The organism is Campylobacter concisus, assembly GCF_902460895.1.
GTDB classification, from domain to species: Bacteria; Campylobacterota; Campylobacteria; order Campylobacterales; family Campylobacteraceae; genus Campylobacter_A; species Campylobacter_A concisus_BC.
Genome location: NZ_CABPVL010000002.1, coordinates 855,268 through 873,074 on the forward strand (window position 1 = coordinate 855,268; position 17,807 = coordinate 873,074).

Below are 17,807 nucleotides of genomic sequence, written 5' to 3' on the forward strand. Positions count from 1 at the left end.
TTATCTCCTTATTTTTATTGTTATTTCACTTTGATTTGAGTTTTGATCAAGGCATTTTAAAGTGTGCTCGCCAAGAGTTAGATCTAGCCTTTTTTCGCTTGCATTTTCTATCTTAGAAAAGTTCAAATCATCCACTTTCAGGTAAATTTCATCACCTAAAAACGCGTAGCATTTTAGCATAATTTGTGTTACATTTTCATCTGTCACGATCTCTTCGCCATCAAACGGATAGGCAAAAACTGGCTTTTTGTCTTTGAAAACTTCAGCACAAGGGCTATTTTTGACCTCGTTCTTGTCTAAAAAGCCATTTTTTATCAAAAACTCAAGCTCCTCGCCTCTTAAACTCTCGCACTTATCTTGCAGTTTAACTCCAACTATCCTATCATCAAGCGCAGTTTTTTTGCACGTTTCATAGCTAAAAGCATCAAGGCAGGTCGGCACTTTTTCGATGCCCTCTGGCTCGCTCATAAAGCTTAAATTTCTTTTTTGAGCGATGAGCTTAAACATATCAAAAACGATCTTTGAAACGTCATTTAGCCCAGTTAGTTTGTCAGTTTTTTCAGCGTTAAAGTTGCCAACCCAGACAGCGACCGTGTAGTTTTCATTGACACCTATGGCGTAAAGATCGCGTGAGTTTGCACTTGTGCCTGTTTTAAAGGCGATCTTTGGCGTGTTTTGCGCGTATTGCCAAGCATTTTTTAGATATGATCTTGAAGCTTCACTCATCATTTTAGCAGTTAGATAGGCGCTTTGAGGCGAGATGAGGGTTATGTTTTTATCTTCATTTTTATAGTTTTTGCCAGCAAACTCAAGCGGCCTATAAACGCCATCATTTGCGTATATCGTATAAAGATGCGCAAGATCAAGCAGGCTCATCTCAGCACTACCTAAAACTATTGAGGAGCCATAAAACTCCTTGTTTTCATCAACTAAATTTACCTTTTCAAGCAGCTCATAAAGCGAGTTGTCTTTTAGCTTTAAGTCTAAATTTATAACTGGGATATTAAGGCTAAAATTTAGAGCGTCCTTTGCGCTTACAAGCCCTAAAAAGTCGTTACTAAAGTTCTTTGGCACATATTCATTTACATAAATTTGCGTGTCAATTAGCTGCGAATTTGGCGTGATAAGACCGCTATCAAGCGCAAGAGAGTAGATAAAAGGCTTTAGTGTGCTGCCGGTGTTTCGCTTCATATTTAGGGCTGAGTTTTTGCCATCACGTGCGCGCTCATCATGCGAGCCGATAAATGCAACAACGCTCATTGTTTTATTGTCGATGACCACAGCTGCGGCGTTATTTGCGTTTTTAGCCTTTAGCGAAAACATCGCATCTTTTAAAATTTTAAGCATATCTTTTTGTAAATTTAGATCCAAACTTGCCTTTACGATTTGGTTTTTAAAAGCGACATTTGCGTAGTCGCCTGCATTTACGACAGCTCTTATCCTTACATTTTTAAATGGCTCTGCTTGAGCCCTTTTAAAGGCACTAAGGTCGATTAAATTTGCCTTATAAAGCATCTTTATGACCCTGTTTTTTAGGGCGTTTATGTTTGAGACGCGGTCAAGTCTATTTTTATTTGGATTTTTAGGGATCGTGCTTAAAAGTGCGGCCTGAGCGTAGCTAAGCTCGTTTAGCTCTTTGCCAAAGTAAAAGAAGCTTGCCGCCTTTGCACCCTCGATATTGCCGCCATATGGGGCTAAATTTAGGTATAAATTTAAAATTTCATCCTTGCTAAAGTGAAGCTCGAGCTGAAATGCTCTAAAAATTTCTCTTATCTTGTTTTTATAGCTTCGATCTCCAGGCTCCAGCATCCTAGCTACTTGCATCGTGATAGTGCTAGCGCCTATGCGGTTGTCGCTTCTTAGGTTGTGGAAAAATGCTCTAAAAATGGAGGCAAAATTTACGCCAAAATGGTAGTAAAAGTATCTATCTTCAAAGAGAACTACGCATTGTTTTAGCGAGTTTGGGAAGCTTTGCTCGTGAAATCTCCAAATTCCGTCGCTGCTAAGCTTCATATTTATGATCTCGCCATTTTTATCAAGCAAAATTTTGGCTTCGTCTTTTTTGAGCGCATCTAAATTTAGTGGATAAATTTGATCCAGTATCAAAAAAATAGCAACCATTAAAGCCAAAAATAGGGCAAGGAATTTTAGAAATTTAAACTTTTTCATCCGCGTAATTATAGCTGTTAAAGTTTAAGTAGCTATAATTAGGCCTTTTTAAAAAAGAGGAAGACATGCCCTTATCTAGGTTAAACAAAGAACAATACACCGCTGCAACTGCGCCATTTGGACACAATCTCATCATCGCTTCAGCTGGCACTGGCAAGACTAGCACCATAGTCGCTCGCATCGCTCATCTTTTAAATTTAGGCGTTGCGCCAGAGAAAATTTTGCTTCTAACTTTCACTAACAAAGCCGCAAGCGAGATGATAGAGCGCTTAAATAGATATTTTGATAAACAAATCACCTCCAAAATCACCGCAGGCACCTTCCACTCGGTCTCATTTTCGCTTTTAAAAAGCCTTGATAAAGGCGTCACGCTAAAGCAGCCAAGCGAGCTAAAGACGCTTTTAAAAAGTCTTGTTGAGAGGCGTAAATTTTACCATTTAAGCGACGTCAAGCCTTACGGCGGAGCCTATCTATACGACCTTTACTCGCTCTTTCAAAACAGCGAGCAAGGCACCACTTTTGGCAAATGGATAAGCGATAAGAGCGAAGAGCAGGGCGTTTATGCTGAAATTTATGAAGATGTTTTAGAGGAGTTTGAGGCTGAAAAGGCTAAATTTTCTTATGCTGATTTTAACGACCTTCTCATAAAAATGCGTGATGAGCTAAAAAATGGGGCAAATTTAGCTTATGATGAAATTTTGATCGACGAGTATCAAGATACAAACACGCTTCAAGGCAGCCTAATAGACGCATTTAAGACAAAGAGCCTCTTTTGCGTGGGCGATTTTGACCAGAGCATCTACGCATTTAACGGCGCAAATATCGAGATCATTGGCTCATTTAAAGATCGCTTCCCAAACGCAAATATCTATGCTTTAAATGTAAATTACCGCTCAAGCTCAAGCATACTTGCCCTTGCAAACAAGGTCATAAACAACAACCCAAGGCTTTATGAAAAGCACCTCACAGTTAGCCGCGAGGGAAATTTCAAGCCTCCAAGGCTGCTTGTCTATAATGAGCTTTTTGATCAGTATCAAAATATCGCTGATATCATCTCGTTCTCGCCATTTAATAGAGAAAATATCGCCATAATTTTTAGAAATAACTCATCAGCGGACGGCATAGAAGTCGCGCTAAAAGAGCGAGGCATCGGCTCAAAGCGAAAGGGCGGGGTGAGCTTTTTTGAGAGCCGTGAGATCAAGGCGCTCATCGACATCATGGGAATTTATGTCAATCCAAAAGATATAATGGCATTTATCCACATCTGCGAATACGCAAGGGGCGTTGGCAGCGCAGTTAGCAAAGAAATTTTTGATGCACTTCTTAAGCTTGGACATGGAAATTTGATAAAAGGGATAGTTGAGCCAGACGAGAGCGTAAATATCTCATCAAACAAAAGGCGAAACTACCAGCTAGGCCTTTTTGACGATCTTGACGAATTTGCCGAGGTTTCGAGGTTTTCTAAGCTTGGTTTTAGCGATAAATTCCTGGGCCACCCTGTGCTAAAACTACAAAAGCTAAGTGAGAGTGGGGCGCAGTTTTTATATGAAATTTACAACTTTTTAAGAGGCATGAGAAATATCTCAAAGCCAGCCACGATGATAAATGAGATAAAAACTAGCAAAATTTACTCTCTCATCGTCGAAAACATCAGCACAAAAAGGGCAACTCTAAAAAATGGCAACGTCGATCTGTCGCTCAAAGAAGAGGTCAAAGAGCGCATAATGGCAAAAAGTGTGGTGCTAAGCGAGCTAGCTAAAAAGTATCAAGATATCAGCAAATTTTACAACTTCTTAGCCCTTGGAAGCAACGAGATGAGCGAAGGGCAGGGCGTTAGCTTGCTTAGCGTGCATGCGAGCAAGGGGCTTGAGTTTGACCAAGTTTTCATAGTAGATCTCGCGCAAAACCGCTTTCCAAATTTAAAGCTAATGAGCATGGGCGGTAGCCTAGAAGAGGAGAGACGGCTCTTTTACGTAGCAGTAACAAGGGCTAAAGACGAGCTATATCTTAGCTATGCAAAATACGACAAGATAAAGAAGGTGACTTATCAGCCAAGCAGGTTTTTGATAGAGGCTGGCATGGCAAAAGAGGAAGCTTAAAGAGTATTTACTCTTGTGAAGTAGAATTTACCAATTTTTTACAAAGAGAAGCGATGAAAAAAACTAAAATTTTAATAATTCTACTTATTTTAGGCGTCGGTGGATATTTTATCTACGATAAATTTTTTAAGATAAAAGACGAAAAGGTGGAGTTTATCACCAAAAAGGCAAAGAAGGGCTCATTTAGTAAGAAAGTCGATGCGACTGGAGAAATTTTCGCCACCGAGCTAATCGACGTGGGAGCTCAGGTGAGCGGTCAGATAAAAAAGCTCTACGTTAAGCTTGGAGATCAGGTAAAAAAGGGCGATATGATCGCAAGTATCGATAGTTCGACCCAGCAAAATAGCATTGACAACAAAGAAGCTCAGCTTGCTATCTATAAAGCCCAGCTTGAAAGCGCAAAAGTAGCTCTAAATATCGCTAAAACGCAGTTTGATAGAGAAAATGCACTTTTTGCCAAAAACGCCACTTCAAAGCAAGAATTTGAAAGTGCAAAAAACACATATAGTGCAAATAGCGCCAAAATTAAGGAGCTTGAAGCACAGATCAAGCAGACAAATATCGAGCTAAGCACGGCTAAGATAAATTTAGGCTACACAAAGATCACAGCTCCAAGAGATGGCACCGTTGTAAGCGTGCAGGTTGAGGAGGGCCAGACTGTAAATGCCAACCAAACTACGCCAACTATCGTAAATATCGCTGATCTTAGCCATGTAAAGATGAAGATGCAAATAGCAGAGGGCGACATCACAAAGATCAAAGTCGGCACGCCAGTTGAGTACTCGATCCTCTCTGAGCCAACGAAGAAATTTCAAACGACTGTTAGCTCGATCGACCCGGGGCTTACTACGCTAAGTGATGGCAGCTACGGCTCAAGTAGCAGCAGTAAGTCTTCATACTCAAGTAGCTCAAGCAGTAGCTCGGCGGTTTATTACTACGCGCAAAGCATCGTTGATAATAAAGATGGAATTTTAAGAATAGGCATGACCACACAAAACGAGCTTTTAATAGCAAACGTCGAGGACGCCATCATCGTGCCAAGCATCGGCATCAAAAAAGATGAAAACAGCACTTTTGTCTATCTGCTAAAAGATGGCAAGCCAGTAAAAACAGCGGTCAAAACTGGCATAAAAGATAACCTCGATACGCAGATCATCAGCGGCATAAACGAGGGCGATGAGATCATCACATCTCAAGGCTCATCAAGCGAGATCGCTAAGATGATCGCAAAAGAACATAAGAAGTTTTAAGTGATAAGCCTAAAAAACATCACCAAAAGCTTTAAGCTAGGTGACAACGAGATAGAGATCTTGCATGGCATAAATTTAGAGATAAAAAAGGGCGAATTTATAGCTATCATCGGTCAGTCTGGCTCTGGTAAATCAACCCTGATGAACATCCTTGGCTGCTTAGATAGCCCAAGTGGCGGCGAGTATTTGCTAGACGGCAAAGATATATCTAAATTTGACAGCGACGCACTTGCTAAGCTTAGAAGGGATAAATTTGGCTTTATCTTTCAAAGATATAACCTGCTTAGCACGATGAACGCTCTTGAAAACGTAGCGCTGCCAAGCATCTACGCAGGTGCAAACAAGAGCGAGCGAGAGAAAAGAGGGATGGAGATCTTAGACTCTCTTGGTCTTAGCGAAAAAGCGAAAAATTTGCCAAACAAGCTCTCAGGCGGACAACAGCAAAGGGTCTCCATAGCAAGGGCGCTGATGAATGGCGGTGAGATCATCTTGGCTGATGAGCCAACAGGCGCGCTTGATAGCAAAAGTGGGCTAAGGGTGATGGAAATTTTAGTTGATCTTTACAAAAAAGGCCACACCATCATCATCGTCACGCACGACCCAAAGATCGCAGAGTATGCGAGTAGGGTGATCGAGATAAAAGATGGCAACATCGTAAGCGACAATGTCAAAAATAGCAAAATTTATGAAGCTAGCAAGCAAACTCAGCCAGAAAAGAGCAAATTTACCTACTATAAAGACCAGCTAATTGAGAGCTTTAAAATGTCGGTAAATGCGATGCTAGCGCACAAACTAAGATCGCTTCTTACCATGCTTGGCATTATTATAGGTATCACAGCGGTCATTAGCGTCGTGGCCCTTGGCAAAGGCTCGCAGGAGCAAATTTTAGCTGGCATTAGAAAGATCGGCACTAACACGATCGACATCATGCCCGGTAAAGGCTTTGGCGATATGCTTTCAGGCAAGGTAAAAACGCTCTCCATTAGCGACGCAAACATGCTTGCTAAGCAGTCCTTTCTGGACTCAGTCACGCCAAATACAAGCACCTCAGGCGTGCTAACCTATGAAAATATCTCGCTAAGTGCGAGCCTAAAAGGTGGTGGAGTAGGGAGCTTTGACGTAAATGGGCTAAAGCTAGAAGAGGGCAGAATTTACGATGATGACGAGGTTTTAAACTCTGATTCAGTCGCTCTAATCGATCAAAACACCAAAAATAGTATCTTTAAAAATGATGATCCTATCGGCAAAATCATACTTTTTAACAAAAAGCCACTTCGCATTATCGGCGTTTTGCAAAAGGATGATTTTAAGATGGGAGATTCAAGCACGCTTAAAATTTACGCCCCTTACACGACTGTGCTAAACAAGGTCACTGGGGATAAATTTATAAGCTCGATCACAGCTAAAGTAAATGAAGGTGTCAATGCGCAAATCGCCGAAAAGAGCCTAAGCGAGCTTTTAGAGATCAAGCACGGCAAAAAGGACTTTTTTACAAGAAACTCAGACAGTATAAAACAAACGATCGAAGAGACCATCTCCACCATGCGCCTTCTCATCTCAAGTATCGCCGTCGTCTCGCTCGTAGTTGGCGGTATAGGTGTGATGAATATCATGCTAGTATCAGTCACCGAGCGCACCAAAGAGATAGGCATAAAAATGGCGATCGGAGCCAGACAGAGCAACATCTTGCAGCAGTTTTTGATAGAGGCGGTGCTACTTTGCCTAATAGGCGGAGCCATCGGCATCGTCCTATCCTACGCTATCGGCTACGTCTTTAACAACTTCTTAAACGGTTTTAGCATGATCTTTTCAAACGGCTCGATTGTGCTTGCACTTGTCACATCAATGGCGATTGGCATCATCTTTGGCTACATGCCTGCCAAAAACGCCTCAAAACTAAATCCAATAGATGCGCTTTCAAGGGAGTAATATGAAATTTCTAAGCTTAGCTTTAGTGCTCGTTTTAAGCGGCTGCGCTGTTAAAAATATAGATGAAAACTATAAGCAAATTTTACTTGAAGATAATGCAAGCCGTGAGCTAAATTTAGACACTTCTTGGTGGAAGCAGTATGAGCAAAGCTACCTTGATGAGCTTGTAGAACTTGCGCTTAAAAACAACACCGACCTTGCAAAAGCTGCGATAAATGTAAATAAAGCACTCGCTGGGGCTGGCGTTTTGCAGGCAAATTTGATCCCTAGCTTTAACGCTGGCATCGAGGCAACAAGTAGCAAAAACATAAAAGAGGGTGGCGCGGTCACTAGAAGTTTTGGCTCAAGCATAGGGCTTAGCTACGAGCTTGATCTTTGGCAAAAGCTAGCAAACAGCAAAGACGCAGCGATGTTTGAAGCAAGGGCTACTAAATTTGATCTGGAGGCTGGCAAACTAAGCGTCATAAACTCAGTAGCAGATGCCTATTTTCAAATTTTATATCTAAACGAGAGCATAAAAACCTATGAGCAAATTTTAGAAATTTATAACAAACTAAATGAGATAGTTGGGCTTAAATTTAAGCTTGGCAAAGAGGAGGCGCTAAGCCTAAAACAGATAAACTCGCAGCTCTTAAGCGCTCAAAATAAGATAGAAAGTGCCAAAAAAGAGCTAGTGAGTGCTAAAAAAACGCTTAGGATTTTGCTAAATGAGAAGCCAGAATTTGAGCTTAAATTTGAAGGCCTCACGCTAAGCCCTGTAAAAAGTGCGGGCGTTGATCTGGATGTGCCAACAAGCGCCATAGCAAACCGCCCTGATCTAAAAGCGGCCATTTACCGCATAGAAGAGGGCATCTTGAACTACAAAGCGAGCCAAAAAGAGTTTTATCCAAGCATCACACTAGGAGCCAGCCTCAAAAGCAGCACCGACAAAAAAGAGGAAGCCTTTAGTCTTAAATTTATAAATGGAAACATCGCTTTGAATTTGCCATTTTTAAACTACCATAAGCTAAAGTCAAATTTAAAGGTTAGCGAGGCAAATTTCGAGCTTGCAAAGCTAAACTACATAAGCACACTAAATAGCGCGCTAAACGAGATAGACGCATTTTATAAAGGCTATCTAAACGACGAAGCACTACTTACTAACTATCAAGAGCAGATAAAAAACTACGAGGAAATTTCAAAAATTTACGAGCTAAAATACTCCTACGGCAAGGTCGAGCTAAAGCAGTTTTTAGAGGCTAAAAACAGCGAGCTAGAGGCCAAAATAGGGCTTTTAAAAGCAAAATACACGCTTTTACAAGACGAGCTAAATATCTACAAAGCCATGGCAGGTAAATTTAATAGGTAAATTTATGAGCTCAGCTTGGGACTACGAGGCAAATGCGTGTAGCAATGATGGCAATTTTAGTGCCAAATTTGAAGGCTGCGAAGTCGCTATGGGCGCTCCAATCATTGGCGAGCTACGACTTTTTATAAATGGCGAGCACTATCTAAATTTAAAAAACGAGCTCTTAAACCACGCAAAAACGCTACCAAATTTGGATCAAAATTTAGTTAAAGATGGCAGCACTCATCAAATTTTACTTAGCGAGAGAGCGACTGCTTGCTTTTTGTTTTCAAAGGACTCTAAATTTCTAGCTTTTTGTGAATGGACGACAGATAAAATGCAGATCGTAAAGATACTTCGCCTAGCCGATATGAGCATAAAAACTGACAACAAACGCAACAGAGTAGTGGAATTTCTCTCATTTGATGACAGCGTACTTGAAATTTTAGACTCACCAGTTTTTATGCCAAAAAATTACACACTAAATATCCGCATACTTTTTGACGATAAAATTTAAATCGCCCAATATCATACATCAACGTACAAATACAAATTTGGGTTTTTATAGTTGCTTTTAATAGTAAAATTAACCCCTTACTCCAAAATTTAACGCGCAATTTCAATATTTGGCGCACAAAAACAAAAATCATGGATTGTTCTTATTTTTTTATACTGCTCTTAAATTTAGCATGTGTAAGATTGTTCTACTAACTTTTAGAAAAACACTTGCTTTGGATTAAATTTGCCTCCAAAATGCCAGCTTGAGCAAGTGCTTTATTTACATTTATCGCTACTTTTCAAGGGTTGTGCTACTTTTTAGAGCAAGAAGCACAAGTTTTAAGTTATGTATAAGATAAATGCAAATTTCACAATTTTTGAAAAGTGTAAAATTTAACTCATTTTCTTACAAATTTTTTTACACCAAATTTAATGGATAAATTTAGATCACACAAAAGATAAAATGCAAAACCTAGCCAAATATAGCTATTTAAAACTTTAAAAAGAGCAGAATAAATATTTTAAAATATCAATTTGAAAATTACAGTTTTCAATACAAAATATATAAAATATCTTGCATTTTACCTTTTATCATATTTTGGTATTGCAATTATGGTTGATTTTAAATTTGCTTTTATGTCTGGTGATTTGAGCTTGAAATGGTTAAATTTTCAAAACTGGAGTGATAAATTTTAAAATTTGAGTAGAAAATGTTTTTGGTTCAAAAGCAAAACTTGCATTTGAAAAATCAAATCTTTATGCCTGTCAGATCACAATAAATGAATTTGCGTTTTTTCTAAAACTTATCTTTGATGTTTCTTTGGGTGGTCAAAAAATAAAGCTTTTGCACTGCCCTCTTTTAGCTCTTTAAATTCAGACTCAAACTCTATGCAAAAAATGCCTGAAGTTGGGATATTATCAATTGATGAGTCGCTTAGGTATTCGCAAATTTCAGTTATGCTAGGATTGTGCGTGATGATGAAAATTTCATCTAAATTTTCATCTAAATTTCTTACAAACTCCAAAAGATCCTCAAAGCTTATGTCGTAAAGCTCGTCTTTTATCTCTATGGATTTTTCTTTAAATTTTAAAGTTTTAGCGATGATTTTTGCTGTTTGCTCGCATCTTTTAGCACTACTTGAAAAGATAGCTCCTGGCATCACGTCATACATTTTTAGCCTGCTAGCCATAAATTTAGCGTCCTCTTTTCCTTTTGGGCTAAGCTCTCTTGAAGCGTCTTTTGCGCCGTCTTTGTTCTCATCAACTGCTTTTGCGTGCCTCATGAAGTAAATTTTGCTCATGATCTCTCCTTTGAGAAATTCTTTATCCAACTAAGCTCTTTCTCGCTAAAACCTGCCTTTAAGCGGTCTTTTTCGTTGATCTCTCTCATGCTTTTAAATGAATTTGGATATAAATTTAAGATGATGTCAAAGTAGCTTTTCTCATCGACGCCCTCTTTTTTGCAGGCAAATTTAAACCACTTATCGCCCTTATAAACGTGAGAGACTTCCTCTTTTAAGATGACTTTTAGGCACTCTATGAGCTCTTCTTGCCCGCCCTCAGCTTCTAGCCTTTTGATGATGTGAGCGTTTGCATCAAGCCCGTTTGCCTCCATATATCTTGGCAGTAGCGCCATGCGGCTAGTGAGCCTATCTGAAGTCTTTTGAAGTGCGATAAAAAGGCCGTCATGCACGCTTAGCTCGCCGTATCTGCCGCCTTGTTTTGTGAGTAAATTTTCTATCATGCAAAAGTGCCTGATCTCATCCTCAGCCACCTCCAGCCAGTCCTCGTAAAACTCCCTTGGCAGCCCTCTAAATCTATAACAAGCATCAAGCGCGATGTCGATAGCGCTAAATTCGATGTGAGCGACTGAGTGGATGAAATTTAGGTTTTTATCTTTTGGCTTTACCTTTTTGTTTAGCTCTTTCATACTAACGACGTCGCAAAATTTAGCGTAGCATGGCGTAGTTAGCTCATTTGGCGCAGAAATTTCATCAAAACAAATATCCAAATTTGATCTAAATTTCTCGTAAAATAGCTCAAATTTTAAAAATTTAAGCTCCACGTCGCCTTCGTTTAAAATGTCCCAGATCTCATCAAAAAATCTCATCTGCTCTCTTTAAGTAAAATTTAGCATACAAACAGCCAATGCCCCAGCCTATAAAGTGCGCGTACCATGCGACATTTATGCCCATAAGTAGTGGCAAAAAGCTCATAGCGACAACGATGGCAAAGTAGCCAAACCACGCCTTTTTATCGGAGTAAAGCACCGAGGTCGCCAGCATGCCAAAGAGCATACACAAAGCACCGCTTGCACCGACTAAATTTATAAATTTCTCATTTTCAAATGCAAAATATATATAAATAAAGCTTAAAATTTGCGTCAAAACGCCGCCAACAATATAAAAAATGATAAATTTCTTCGTGCCAAGATATAGCTCGCTCATCGTGCCGACTTGATATAAAAAGAGCATATTCATGAGCAGGTGAGCTGTGCCTACGTGTATAAAGATAGATGTGAGGGGCTGAAATAGATAGAGTTTTTCTAAAAAATAGATATTTAAGCCAAGCGCGAGCCATAGCTCACGCGAGTGCAAAAAGGTGAGACTAAAAAATGCAGCTAAATTTAAAATGATAAGCGCAAATGTAGCTGGGCTACTTAGCTTTGCCATATCCAGCAAATCTATTTGCCGCAAGGCAGCTAGCGTTTGAGCACCTTACAACGTAGCTATTTATCTCTTTATCACCCTTTAGATGCGTGTTTTTTTGTTTTAAATTCATATAGCTGTGGATTATCCTGCCACCAGAGTTGTGGATAAATTTCACCGTCTCGTCTGGAAGTATGGCTGTCACGATACCAACGTGAGTGACGTTTTTCTTGTCTTTATTTTTTTGTATGCCTTTGCCAAGGGTGTTTGAAAAGAAGATAAGATCGCCTTTTTTTGGATTTTTATGAGTGATTAAATTTTGGCTTTCATAAAAGTTGTAGATGGCTTTTGATTTTCTGCCACCCTTGCTGTAGTAGTTATTGATGGTTTTTTCATCAAAATACATATTTTTATATTTTGAATTTACGATAGATACAAAGCCTGAGCAGTCGCCCCCTGCTCTAGTGTTTAAGTATTTTTTAAAAAATGAACCAAATTCTTTATCTGCTCTGCCGTCATCTTCGTCTAAAAGCTCACTTGAAGTTTGTCTGCTAAAGTCTTCATTTGTAGAGACGGTTTGATTGTAGTCATTTTGTGGGATTTTAGGCTCATTTGAGGTGAAAGAACAACCTGTAAAAAGTGCGATACAAAGTGCAAAAAATATTCTTTTATTTATTAAACTTAACATATTTTTATCCAAAATAATTAATTTTCGTAATTTTAACTCTTAAATGTAAATAAAGCGAAAATAGCGCCCTGTTTTCTTTACTCTAAGTTTAAAAACAATATAATCGGCAAAAAATATATTTTCTTAAGGCAAAAAATAATGATGCACTATCTAAAAATAGAAGGCAATGCCAAATTAAGCGGCGAAGTAAAGATCAGCGGAGCTAAAAATGCCGCCCTACCTATCATCGCCCTAACCCTACTTGCTAAAAATAAGATAAATTTAACAAATATCCCAAATGTCGCTGACATAAAGACGCTTTGCCAGTTGCTTGTTAATCTTGGAGCAAAGTGTGAATTTAAAGATGAAAACTCACTAAGTATCGACACAAGCAGCGTAAATTCGACCACGGCAAACTACGATATCGTTAGAAAGATGCGCGCTTCTATATTAACGCTTGGTCCGCTTTTAGCGCGCTTTGGACACTGTGAGGTGAGCCTGCCTGGTGGCTGTGCGATCGGACAAAGACCTATTGATCTACACCTAAGCGCACTTGAAAAAATGGGCGCAAATATCGAGATAAAACAAGGTTACGTCGTTGCAACCGCGCCAAATGGCCTAAAAGGCGCAAAGATAGTTTTTGATAAGATCACCGTAACTGGCAGCGAAAACATCATCATGGCAGCAGCTCTAGCGCACGGCACGACAGAGCTTTTTAACGTCGCACTTGAGCCTGAAGTGGTGCAAATTTGTGAAATTTTGGCAAAAAGTGGCGTAAGGATAGAGGGCATCGGCACGAGCGAGCTAAAGATCACTGGTAGCGGTCAAAAGCTACTTGAAATTTGTGACATCGAGGTCATCCCAGATAGGATCGAAGCTGGCACATACCTTTGCGCTGGAGCTATCACAAATAGCAAAATTTCAGTCACAAAGGCAAATGCAGCGCACATGACGGCCATTTTAAATAAATTTGAAGAGATGGGCTTTGGTATTGAAGTGGATGGCGATAAGATCACTATTTTGCCGACAAATGATATAAAACCAGTCGAGATAAGAACGACTGAGTATCCTGGCTTTCCGACCGATATGCAGGCTCAGTTTATGGCGCTTTGTCTAGCAGCAAATGGCGTTAGCACGATAGATGAGAGGCTTTTTGAAAACCGCTTTATGCACGTTAGTGAGCTAGCTAGAATGGGCGCTGATATCCGCTTAAACGGCCATATCGCAAGCGTTTATGCCCCTGCAAATTTAAACGCGGCTGATGTTATGGCGACAGATCTTAGAGCGAGCTCAGCGCTGATACTAGCCGCTCTTATCGCAAATGGCGAGAGCTTGGTGCATAGAATTTACCACCTTGATAGAGGCTACGAGAGGCTTGAGGAGAAATTTAAAAGCCTTGGGGCAAAAATAGTTAGGCTTGAGGAGTAAAAATGCTAGTAAATGACGCACTTGAGGCTTTAAAAGCTAAATTTAGACCAAAAAATAAGAGTGAAATTTTACCTCTTAGCGAGGCTCTTGGCAAAACCTTAGCAAATGACGTGATAGCGGTCAAAGACCTGCCCTGCTTTGATAACTCAGCGCTTGATGGTTTTGCGGTTAAATTTGATGAAAAAGATGAGCCTTATAAGATCATCGCAAGTGCCTTTGCGGGCGATAAAGAGCAGCTAAGTATCGGCAAAAACGAGTGCTTGAAGATAATGACAGGCGCTAAGATGCCAAAGGGCTCTGACACGGTCATGAGGTTTGAGGACTGCGTTGTTGAGGGCGAGTTTGTGAAAGCACCAGCTAAGCTTAAAAAAGGCGAGGCTTACCGCTTTAAAGGCGAAGAGACAAAAGTTGGTGAAATTTTACTAAAAAGTGGTGAAATTTTAAACACAAGAAGCGTGATGATGCTTGCAGCTCAGGGCATAAGCTTTATAGATGTAAAAAAGCAGCCAAGTATAGCAGTTTATTCAAGCGGAAACGAGATCATCGAGCCTTGGCAAAGAGCGAGCGAGGATGAAATTTACAATGCAAATGCCTTTGGCATCGCTGCACTTCTTAGCTCAATCGGTCAAAAAAGCTCATATCTTGGTATCATAAAAGATGAGCTAAATGCTGTAAAACAGGCATTTTTAAACGCTGCAAACTACGACATCGTTATCTGCTCTGGTGGAGCAAGCGCTGGTGAGGCTGATTTTATGAAGATAGCCCTAAGCGAGCTTGGATACAACGAAATTTTCTCGCACCTTGACATAAGACCTGGCAGACCTTGCAAGGCTTATGAAAAAGATGGCAGGCTTGTTTTTATCTTGCCTGGCAACCCTATGGCTGCTTATCTTTGCACGATGATGCTTGTTTTGCCACTTCTAAAAAGTGAGTGTTTTGTGACGCAAAAAGCTATAAATAGCGAAAATTTAAAGGTAAAATCGGGCAGAGCAAATGCGGTTTTTGGCAATGTAGCTGATGGCAAATTTATAGCAACTGACGGCGGAAAATATGGCTCAGGCATGATAAATCATATATTAAAGAGTGATTTTGTGTTGATAACTAGCCCTGATCAAGGTGAAATTTTACAAAATAGTGAAATTTCACTTATAAAACTTCCATAATCCTTGACAAATGAAAAACAATCTGATAAAATGCGGACTTCATTTTGGTTGCGGGAATAGCTCAGGGGTAGAGCACAACCTTGCCAAGGTTGGGGTCGCGAGTTCGAATCTCGTTTCCCGCTCCATCTTTTTTATACTCATTTTTTTATTTTCCACAAAACTTTTTGCAAATGAAGTCAGCATCTATCCGATGTATTGCGTCGTAAATGATCAAATTTCACTTAGCACTTTTGGCTTTGAAGGCGAAGACAATGAAATTTTAAACTTAGAGGGCAAAAGAGCTGCCAAGATAGATAGTAAAAAACTCTATGAAATTCTAACAGCAAATTTTAAAACATACAATGACAAAAGCGGCGGCAGCGTTGCTTTTGTGAAAAACTGCTCTATCATGGATGAAATTCAGATGCAATTTCTAAGAGAGATCAGCAACGAATATCCAGGCATCAGTGTGAGCGATCTTAGCATCAGTCCGCAAAACAAACTCCCTGCAAATTTTAAAGACTTAGTTTTTAAAAATATATTTTTAAGCGATCAAAATAGCCAAAAAGGCGTTTTTAGAGCCTCATTTGAGGACGTTGATCTAAGTCTTAAAAGCCTTTATTTTAAATTTAGCTTTAACGCCAAAATGCCAGTTTTTATCGCTATAAACTCAATGAATACAAACCACATTTTAAGCTTGCTTGACTACCAACCAACGATGATTGAGTTTAGCAAATGGCCACGTGACGCACTCTTTGGACTTAGCGCCTCAACTCTTGTCACAAAAGTGCAGATAAGAAGCGGAGAAATTTTAACAAAACGTCAGTTTAACGCCATTAGTTTAGTCAAAAAAGGTCAAATGCTAAACGCAGTTTTAAGCGAAGGTGGCGTTAAGATAATCGCCGAGGTAAAGGCGCTTGAAGATGGAAATTTAGGCGATATGATAAAGATAAGAACAAGAGAAAATAAAATTTTACAGGCCACAGTTTCAGGCAAAGATGAGGCAGTTATAAGATGAAAAAGGTAGTTTTTGCAGCCACTGGAGCAAGCGGGACTGGGCTTTTTCTAAAGCTAGTAAATGCCGCCAAAGATAGCTGTGAGGTGCACGTCATAGTTAGTAAAAATGCTATGAAAGTTTTAGAGGCTGAAGAAAATTTGAGGCTAAATTTAGATGATCTTGGCGTGAAAATTTATGATGATCAAGACCTTGGTGCAGGCCCAGCTTCTGGCTCGTTTGGCGTTGAAGCAATGATAATAGCGCCCTGCTCTACTAACACGCTAGCAAAAGTTGCAAACGGCATAAGTGATACGCTCATCACAAGGGCTGCAAGTGTCGCACTAAAAGAGAGGCGAACCTTAGTTTTAGGCGTTAGAGAGATGCCATTTTCTGCGATCGCGCTTTCACAGATGCAGCTACTCTCATCTCTTGGAGCTACCATCGCTCCGCCAGTTTTAGGCTACTACGCAGGCATAAAGAGCCTTCAGGATATGGAAAATTTTATCATCGGCAAGTGGCTTGATGCCTTAAAAATCGAAAATAATCTTTACAAAAGGTGGCAAATTTGAAAAAATCTTGCATCTATCCAGGGACCTTTGATCCCATAACAAACGGCCATTTAGACGTTATCATAAGGGCTACGAAAATTTTTAATAAGGTAATCGTCGCAGTTGCAAAAAGTGATAGCAAACAGCCGATGTTCGCACACGAAAAGCGCATAGAGATGGCAAAAGAGGCAGTTTGCGAGCTAAAAAACGTAAGCGTGCTTGGCTTTGATAACTTGCTTGTTGATTTTGCTAAATCGCATGGCATAAACACCGTTATCAGGGGGCTTCGCGCAGTTAGTGACTTCGAGTATGAGCTACAAATCGGCTACGCAAACGCTGCACTCTGGGACGAATTTGAGACGGTTTATCTTATGCCAAGCTTAAATAATGCCTTCATCTCAAGCTCGATCGTCCGCTCAGTTTTGCGCCATGACGGCGACGTGAGCAACCTAGTGCCAGCAAAAATTCTAAAAAATTTAAAGGCGTAAAATGTATGTTTTGTTTGAAGGCATTGACGGCGTTGGCAAGAGCACGCAGATAGAAATTTTAGCTTCTAAATTTAGTGATGCCATCGTCACAAAAGAGCCAGGCGGCACAAAGCTTGGTGAAAATTTACGTGAAATTTTACTAAATTCGAGCATAAAAATAGGCAAAAGAGCTGAAATTTTACTTTTTTTGGCTGATAGGGCTGAGCATTTTGAAAAGCTGGTTGCTCCAAATTTAGGCAAATTGATTTTAAGCGACAGAGGCTTTATCTCAGGCATCGCCTACGCTTTGGCAAATGATGAAAGCTTAGATGAAAACGTGCTTTTAGAACTTAATAAATTTGCACTAAATGATAAATTTGCAGATAAGATCATCTTTTTTGAAGCAAGCCATGAGCTTATAAGCTCGCGCTTAAAAAATAGAGGCACCAGCGATAAGATCGAGGCTAGAGGGCTAGAGTATCTTTTAAAAGTGCAAAGTCTGATGAAGCAAATTCTCATCAAAAATGGCTTTGAAACGCTTTTTATAGACGCATCTAAAAGCATAGAGCTAATTTCAAAAGAGATAGAAAATTTTATAAATTTTAAGTAAAATCACAAAAAAATAAAAAGGATAATGC

At 39.8% G+C, this 17,807-nt stretch carries 16 protein-coding genes and 1 tRNA gene; 12 read left to right on the plus strand and 5 right to left on the minus strand.

From position 1 onward, the window contains the following. Positions 1-2,169, minus strand: a complete 2,169-nt coding sequence (gene pbpC, locus F3G98_RS05410) for a penicillin-binding protein 1C (RefSeq protein WP_149725840.1) — start codon at positions 2,167-2,169, stop codon at positions 1-3. Positions 2,170-2,234: 65 nt separating this feature from the next. Between pbpC and F3G98_RS05415 the strand changes: the two genes are divergently transcribed. From F3G98_RS05415 to F3G98_RS05435, 5 genes are read left to right on the plus strand one after another with little or no spacing between them, the layout of a single operon-like run. Then, positions 2,235-4,268: an ATP-dependent helicase gene (locus tag F3G98_RS05415; protein WP_149725841.1), complete on the plus strand. Its 2,034-nt coding sequence runs from the start codon at positions 2,235-2,237 to the stop codon at positions 4,266-4,268. 53 nt (positions 4,269-4,321) lie between these two features. Next, a complete protein-coding gene (locus F3G98_RS05420) occupies positions 4,322-5,518 on the plus strand; it encodes an efflux RND transporter periplasmic adaptor subunit (protein ID WP_103608085.1) in 1,197 nt (398 codons plus the stop codon). Beyond that, on the plus strand, positions 5,519-7,447 hold the full coding sequence (locus F3G98_RS05425) for a MacB family efflux pump subunit (RefSeq protein WP_103608084.1): 1,929 nt from the start codon (positions 5,519-5,521) through the stop codon (positions 7,445-7,447). A 1-nt stretch (position 7,448) separates the two neighbouring features. After that, a complete protein-coding gene (locus tag F3G98_RS05430; protein WP_103608083.1) occupies positions 7,449-8,795 on the plus strand; it encodes a TolC family protein in 1,347 nt (448 codons plus the stop codon). 4 nt (positions 8,796-8,799) lie between these two features. After that, entirely contained in the window at positions 8,800-9,291 is a 492-nt protein-coding gene (locus F3G98_RS05435) for a flagellar protein (protein WP_103608082.1), read from the plus strand. A gap of 784 nt (positions 9,292-10,075) precedes the next feature. On the opposite strand, the gene F3G98_RS05440 is transcribed toward F3G98_RS05435, so the two are convergent. The 4 genes from F3G98_RS05440 to F3G98_RS05455 are packed head-to-tail and all read right to left on the minus strand — an operon-like array spanning position 10,076 to position 12,608. Beyond that, positions 10,076-10,573 carry a SixA phosphatase family protein gene (locus F3G98_RS05440; RefSeq protein ID WP_103608081.1) on the minus strand — a complete coding sequence of 166 codons (498 nt, stop codon included), beginning with the start codon at positions 10,571-10,573 and terminating at the stop codon, positions 10,076-10,078. Next, a complete protein-coding gene (locus F3G98_RS05445; RefSeq protein ID WP_149725842.1) occupies positions 10,570-11,382 on the minus strand; it encodes a ferritin-like domain-containing protein in 813 nt (270 codons plus the stop codon). The genes F3G98_RS05440 and F3G98_RS05445 overlap by 4 nt, the downstream gene beginning before the upstream one ends. After that, a complete protein-coding gene (locus F3G98_RS05450) occupies positions 11,369-11,944 on the minus strand; it encodes a rhomboid family intramembrane serine protease (protein ID WP_149725878.1) in 576 nt (191 codons plus the stop codon). The genes F3G98_RS05445 and F3G98_RS05450 overlap by 14 nt, the downstream gene beginning before the upstream one ends. Then, the gene (locus tag F3G98_RS05455) at positions 11,928-12,608 is read right to left on the minus strand and encodes an NlpC/P60 family protein (RefSeq protein ID WP_103608078.1); all 681 of its coding nucleotides are present in this window, start codon (positions 12,606-12,608) and stop codon (positions 11,928-11,930) included. The genes F3G98_RS05450 and F3G98_RS05455 overlap by 17 nt, the downstream gene beginning before the upstream one ends. A gap of 138 nt (positions 12,609-12,746) precedes the next feature. On the opposite strand from F3G98_RS05455, the gene murA reads away from it, so the two are divergent. The 7 genes from murA (at position 12,747) to tmk (ending at position 17,779) form a co-directional block, all read left to right on the plus strand. Continuing rightward, positions 12,747-14,015, plus strand: a complete 1,269-nt coding sequence (murA, locus tag F3G98_RS05460) for a UDP-N-acetylglucosamine 1-carboxyvinyltransferase (RefSeq protein WP_103607828.1) — start codon at positions 12,747-12,749, stop codon at positions 14,013-14,015. Between the two features lie 2 nt (positions 14,016-14,017). Next, a complete protein-coding gene (locus F3G98_RS05465; RefSeq protein WP_103607814.1) occupies positions 14,018-15,178 on the plus strand; it encodes a molybdopterin molybdotransferase MoeA in 1,161 nt (386 codons plus the stop codon). 50 nt (positions 15,179-15,228) lie between these two features. Beyond that, positions 15,229-15,303: transfer RNA gene (locus F3G98_RS05470), tRNA-Gly, on the plus strand. A gap of 65 nt (positions 15,304-15,368) precedes the next feature. After that, positions 15,369-16,175 (plus strand): flagellar basal body P-ring formation chaperone FlgA, encoded by an 807-nt coding sequence (flgA, locus tag F3G98_RS05475; RefSeq protein ID WP_103607815.1) that lies wholly within the window; start codon positions 15,369-15,371, stop codon positions 16,173-16,175. Further along, entirely contained in the window at positions 16,172-16,723 is a 552-nt protein-coding gene (locus F3G98_RS05480) for a UbiX family flavin prenyltransferase (RefSeq protein WP_103607816.1), read from the plus strand. The genes flgA and F3G98_RS05480 overlap by 4 nt, the downstream gene beginning before the upstream one ends. After that, on the plus strand, positions 16,720-17,190 hold the full coding sequence (gene coaD, locus F3G98_RS05485; protein ID WP_103607817.1) for a pantetheine-phosphate adenylyltransferase: 471 nt from the start codon (positions 16,720-16,722) through the stop codon (positions 17,188-17,190). The genes F3G98_RS05480 and coaD overlap by 4 nt, the downstream gene beginning before the upstream one ends. 1 nt (position 17,191) lies before the next feature. After that, positions 17,192-17,779: a dTMP kinase gene (gene tmk / locus F3G98_RS05490; protein WP_103607818.1), complete on the plus strand. Its 588-nt coding sequence runs from the start codon at positions 17,192-17,194 to the stop codon at positions 17,777-17,779. Positions 17,780-17,807: the final 28 nt, after the last annotated feature.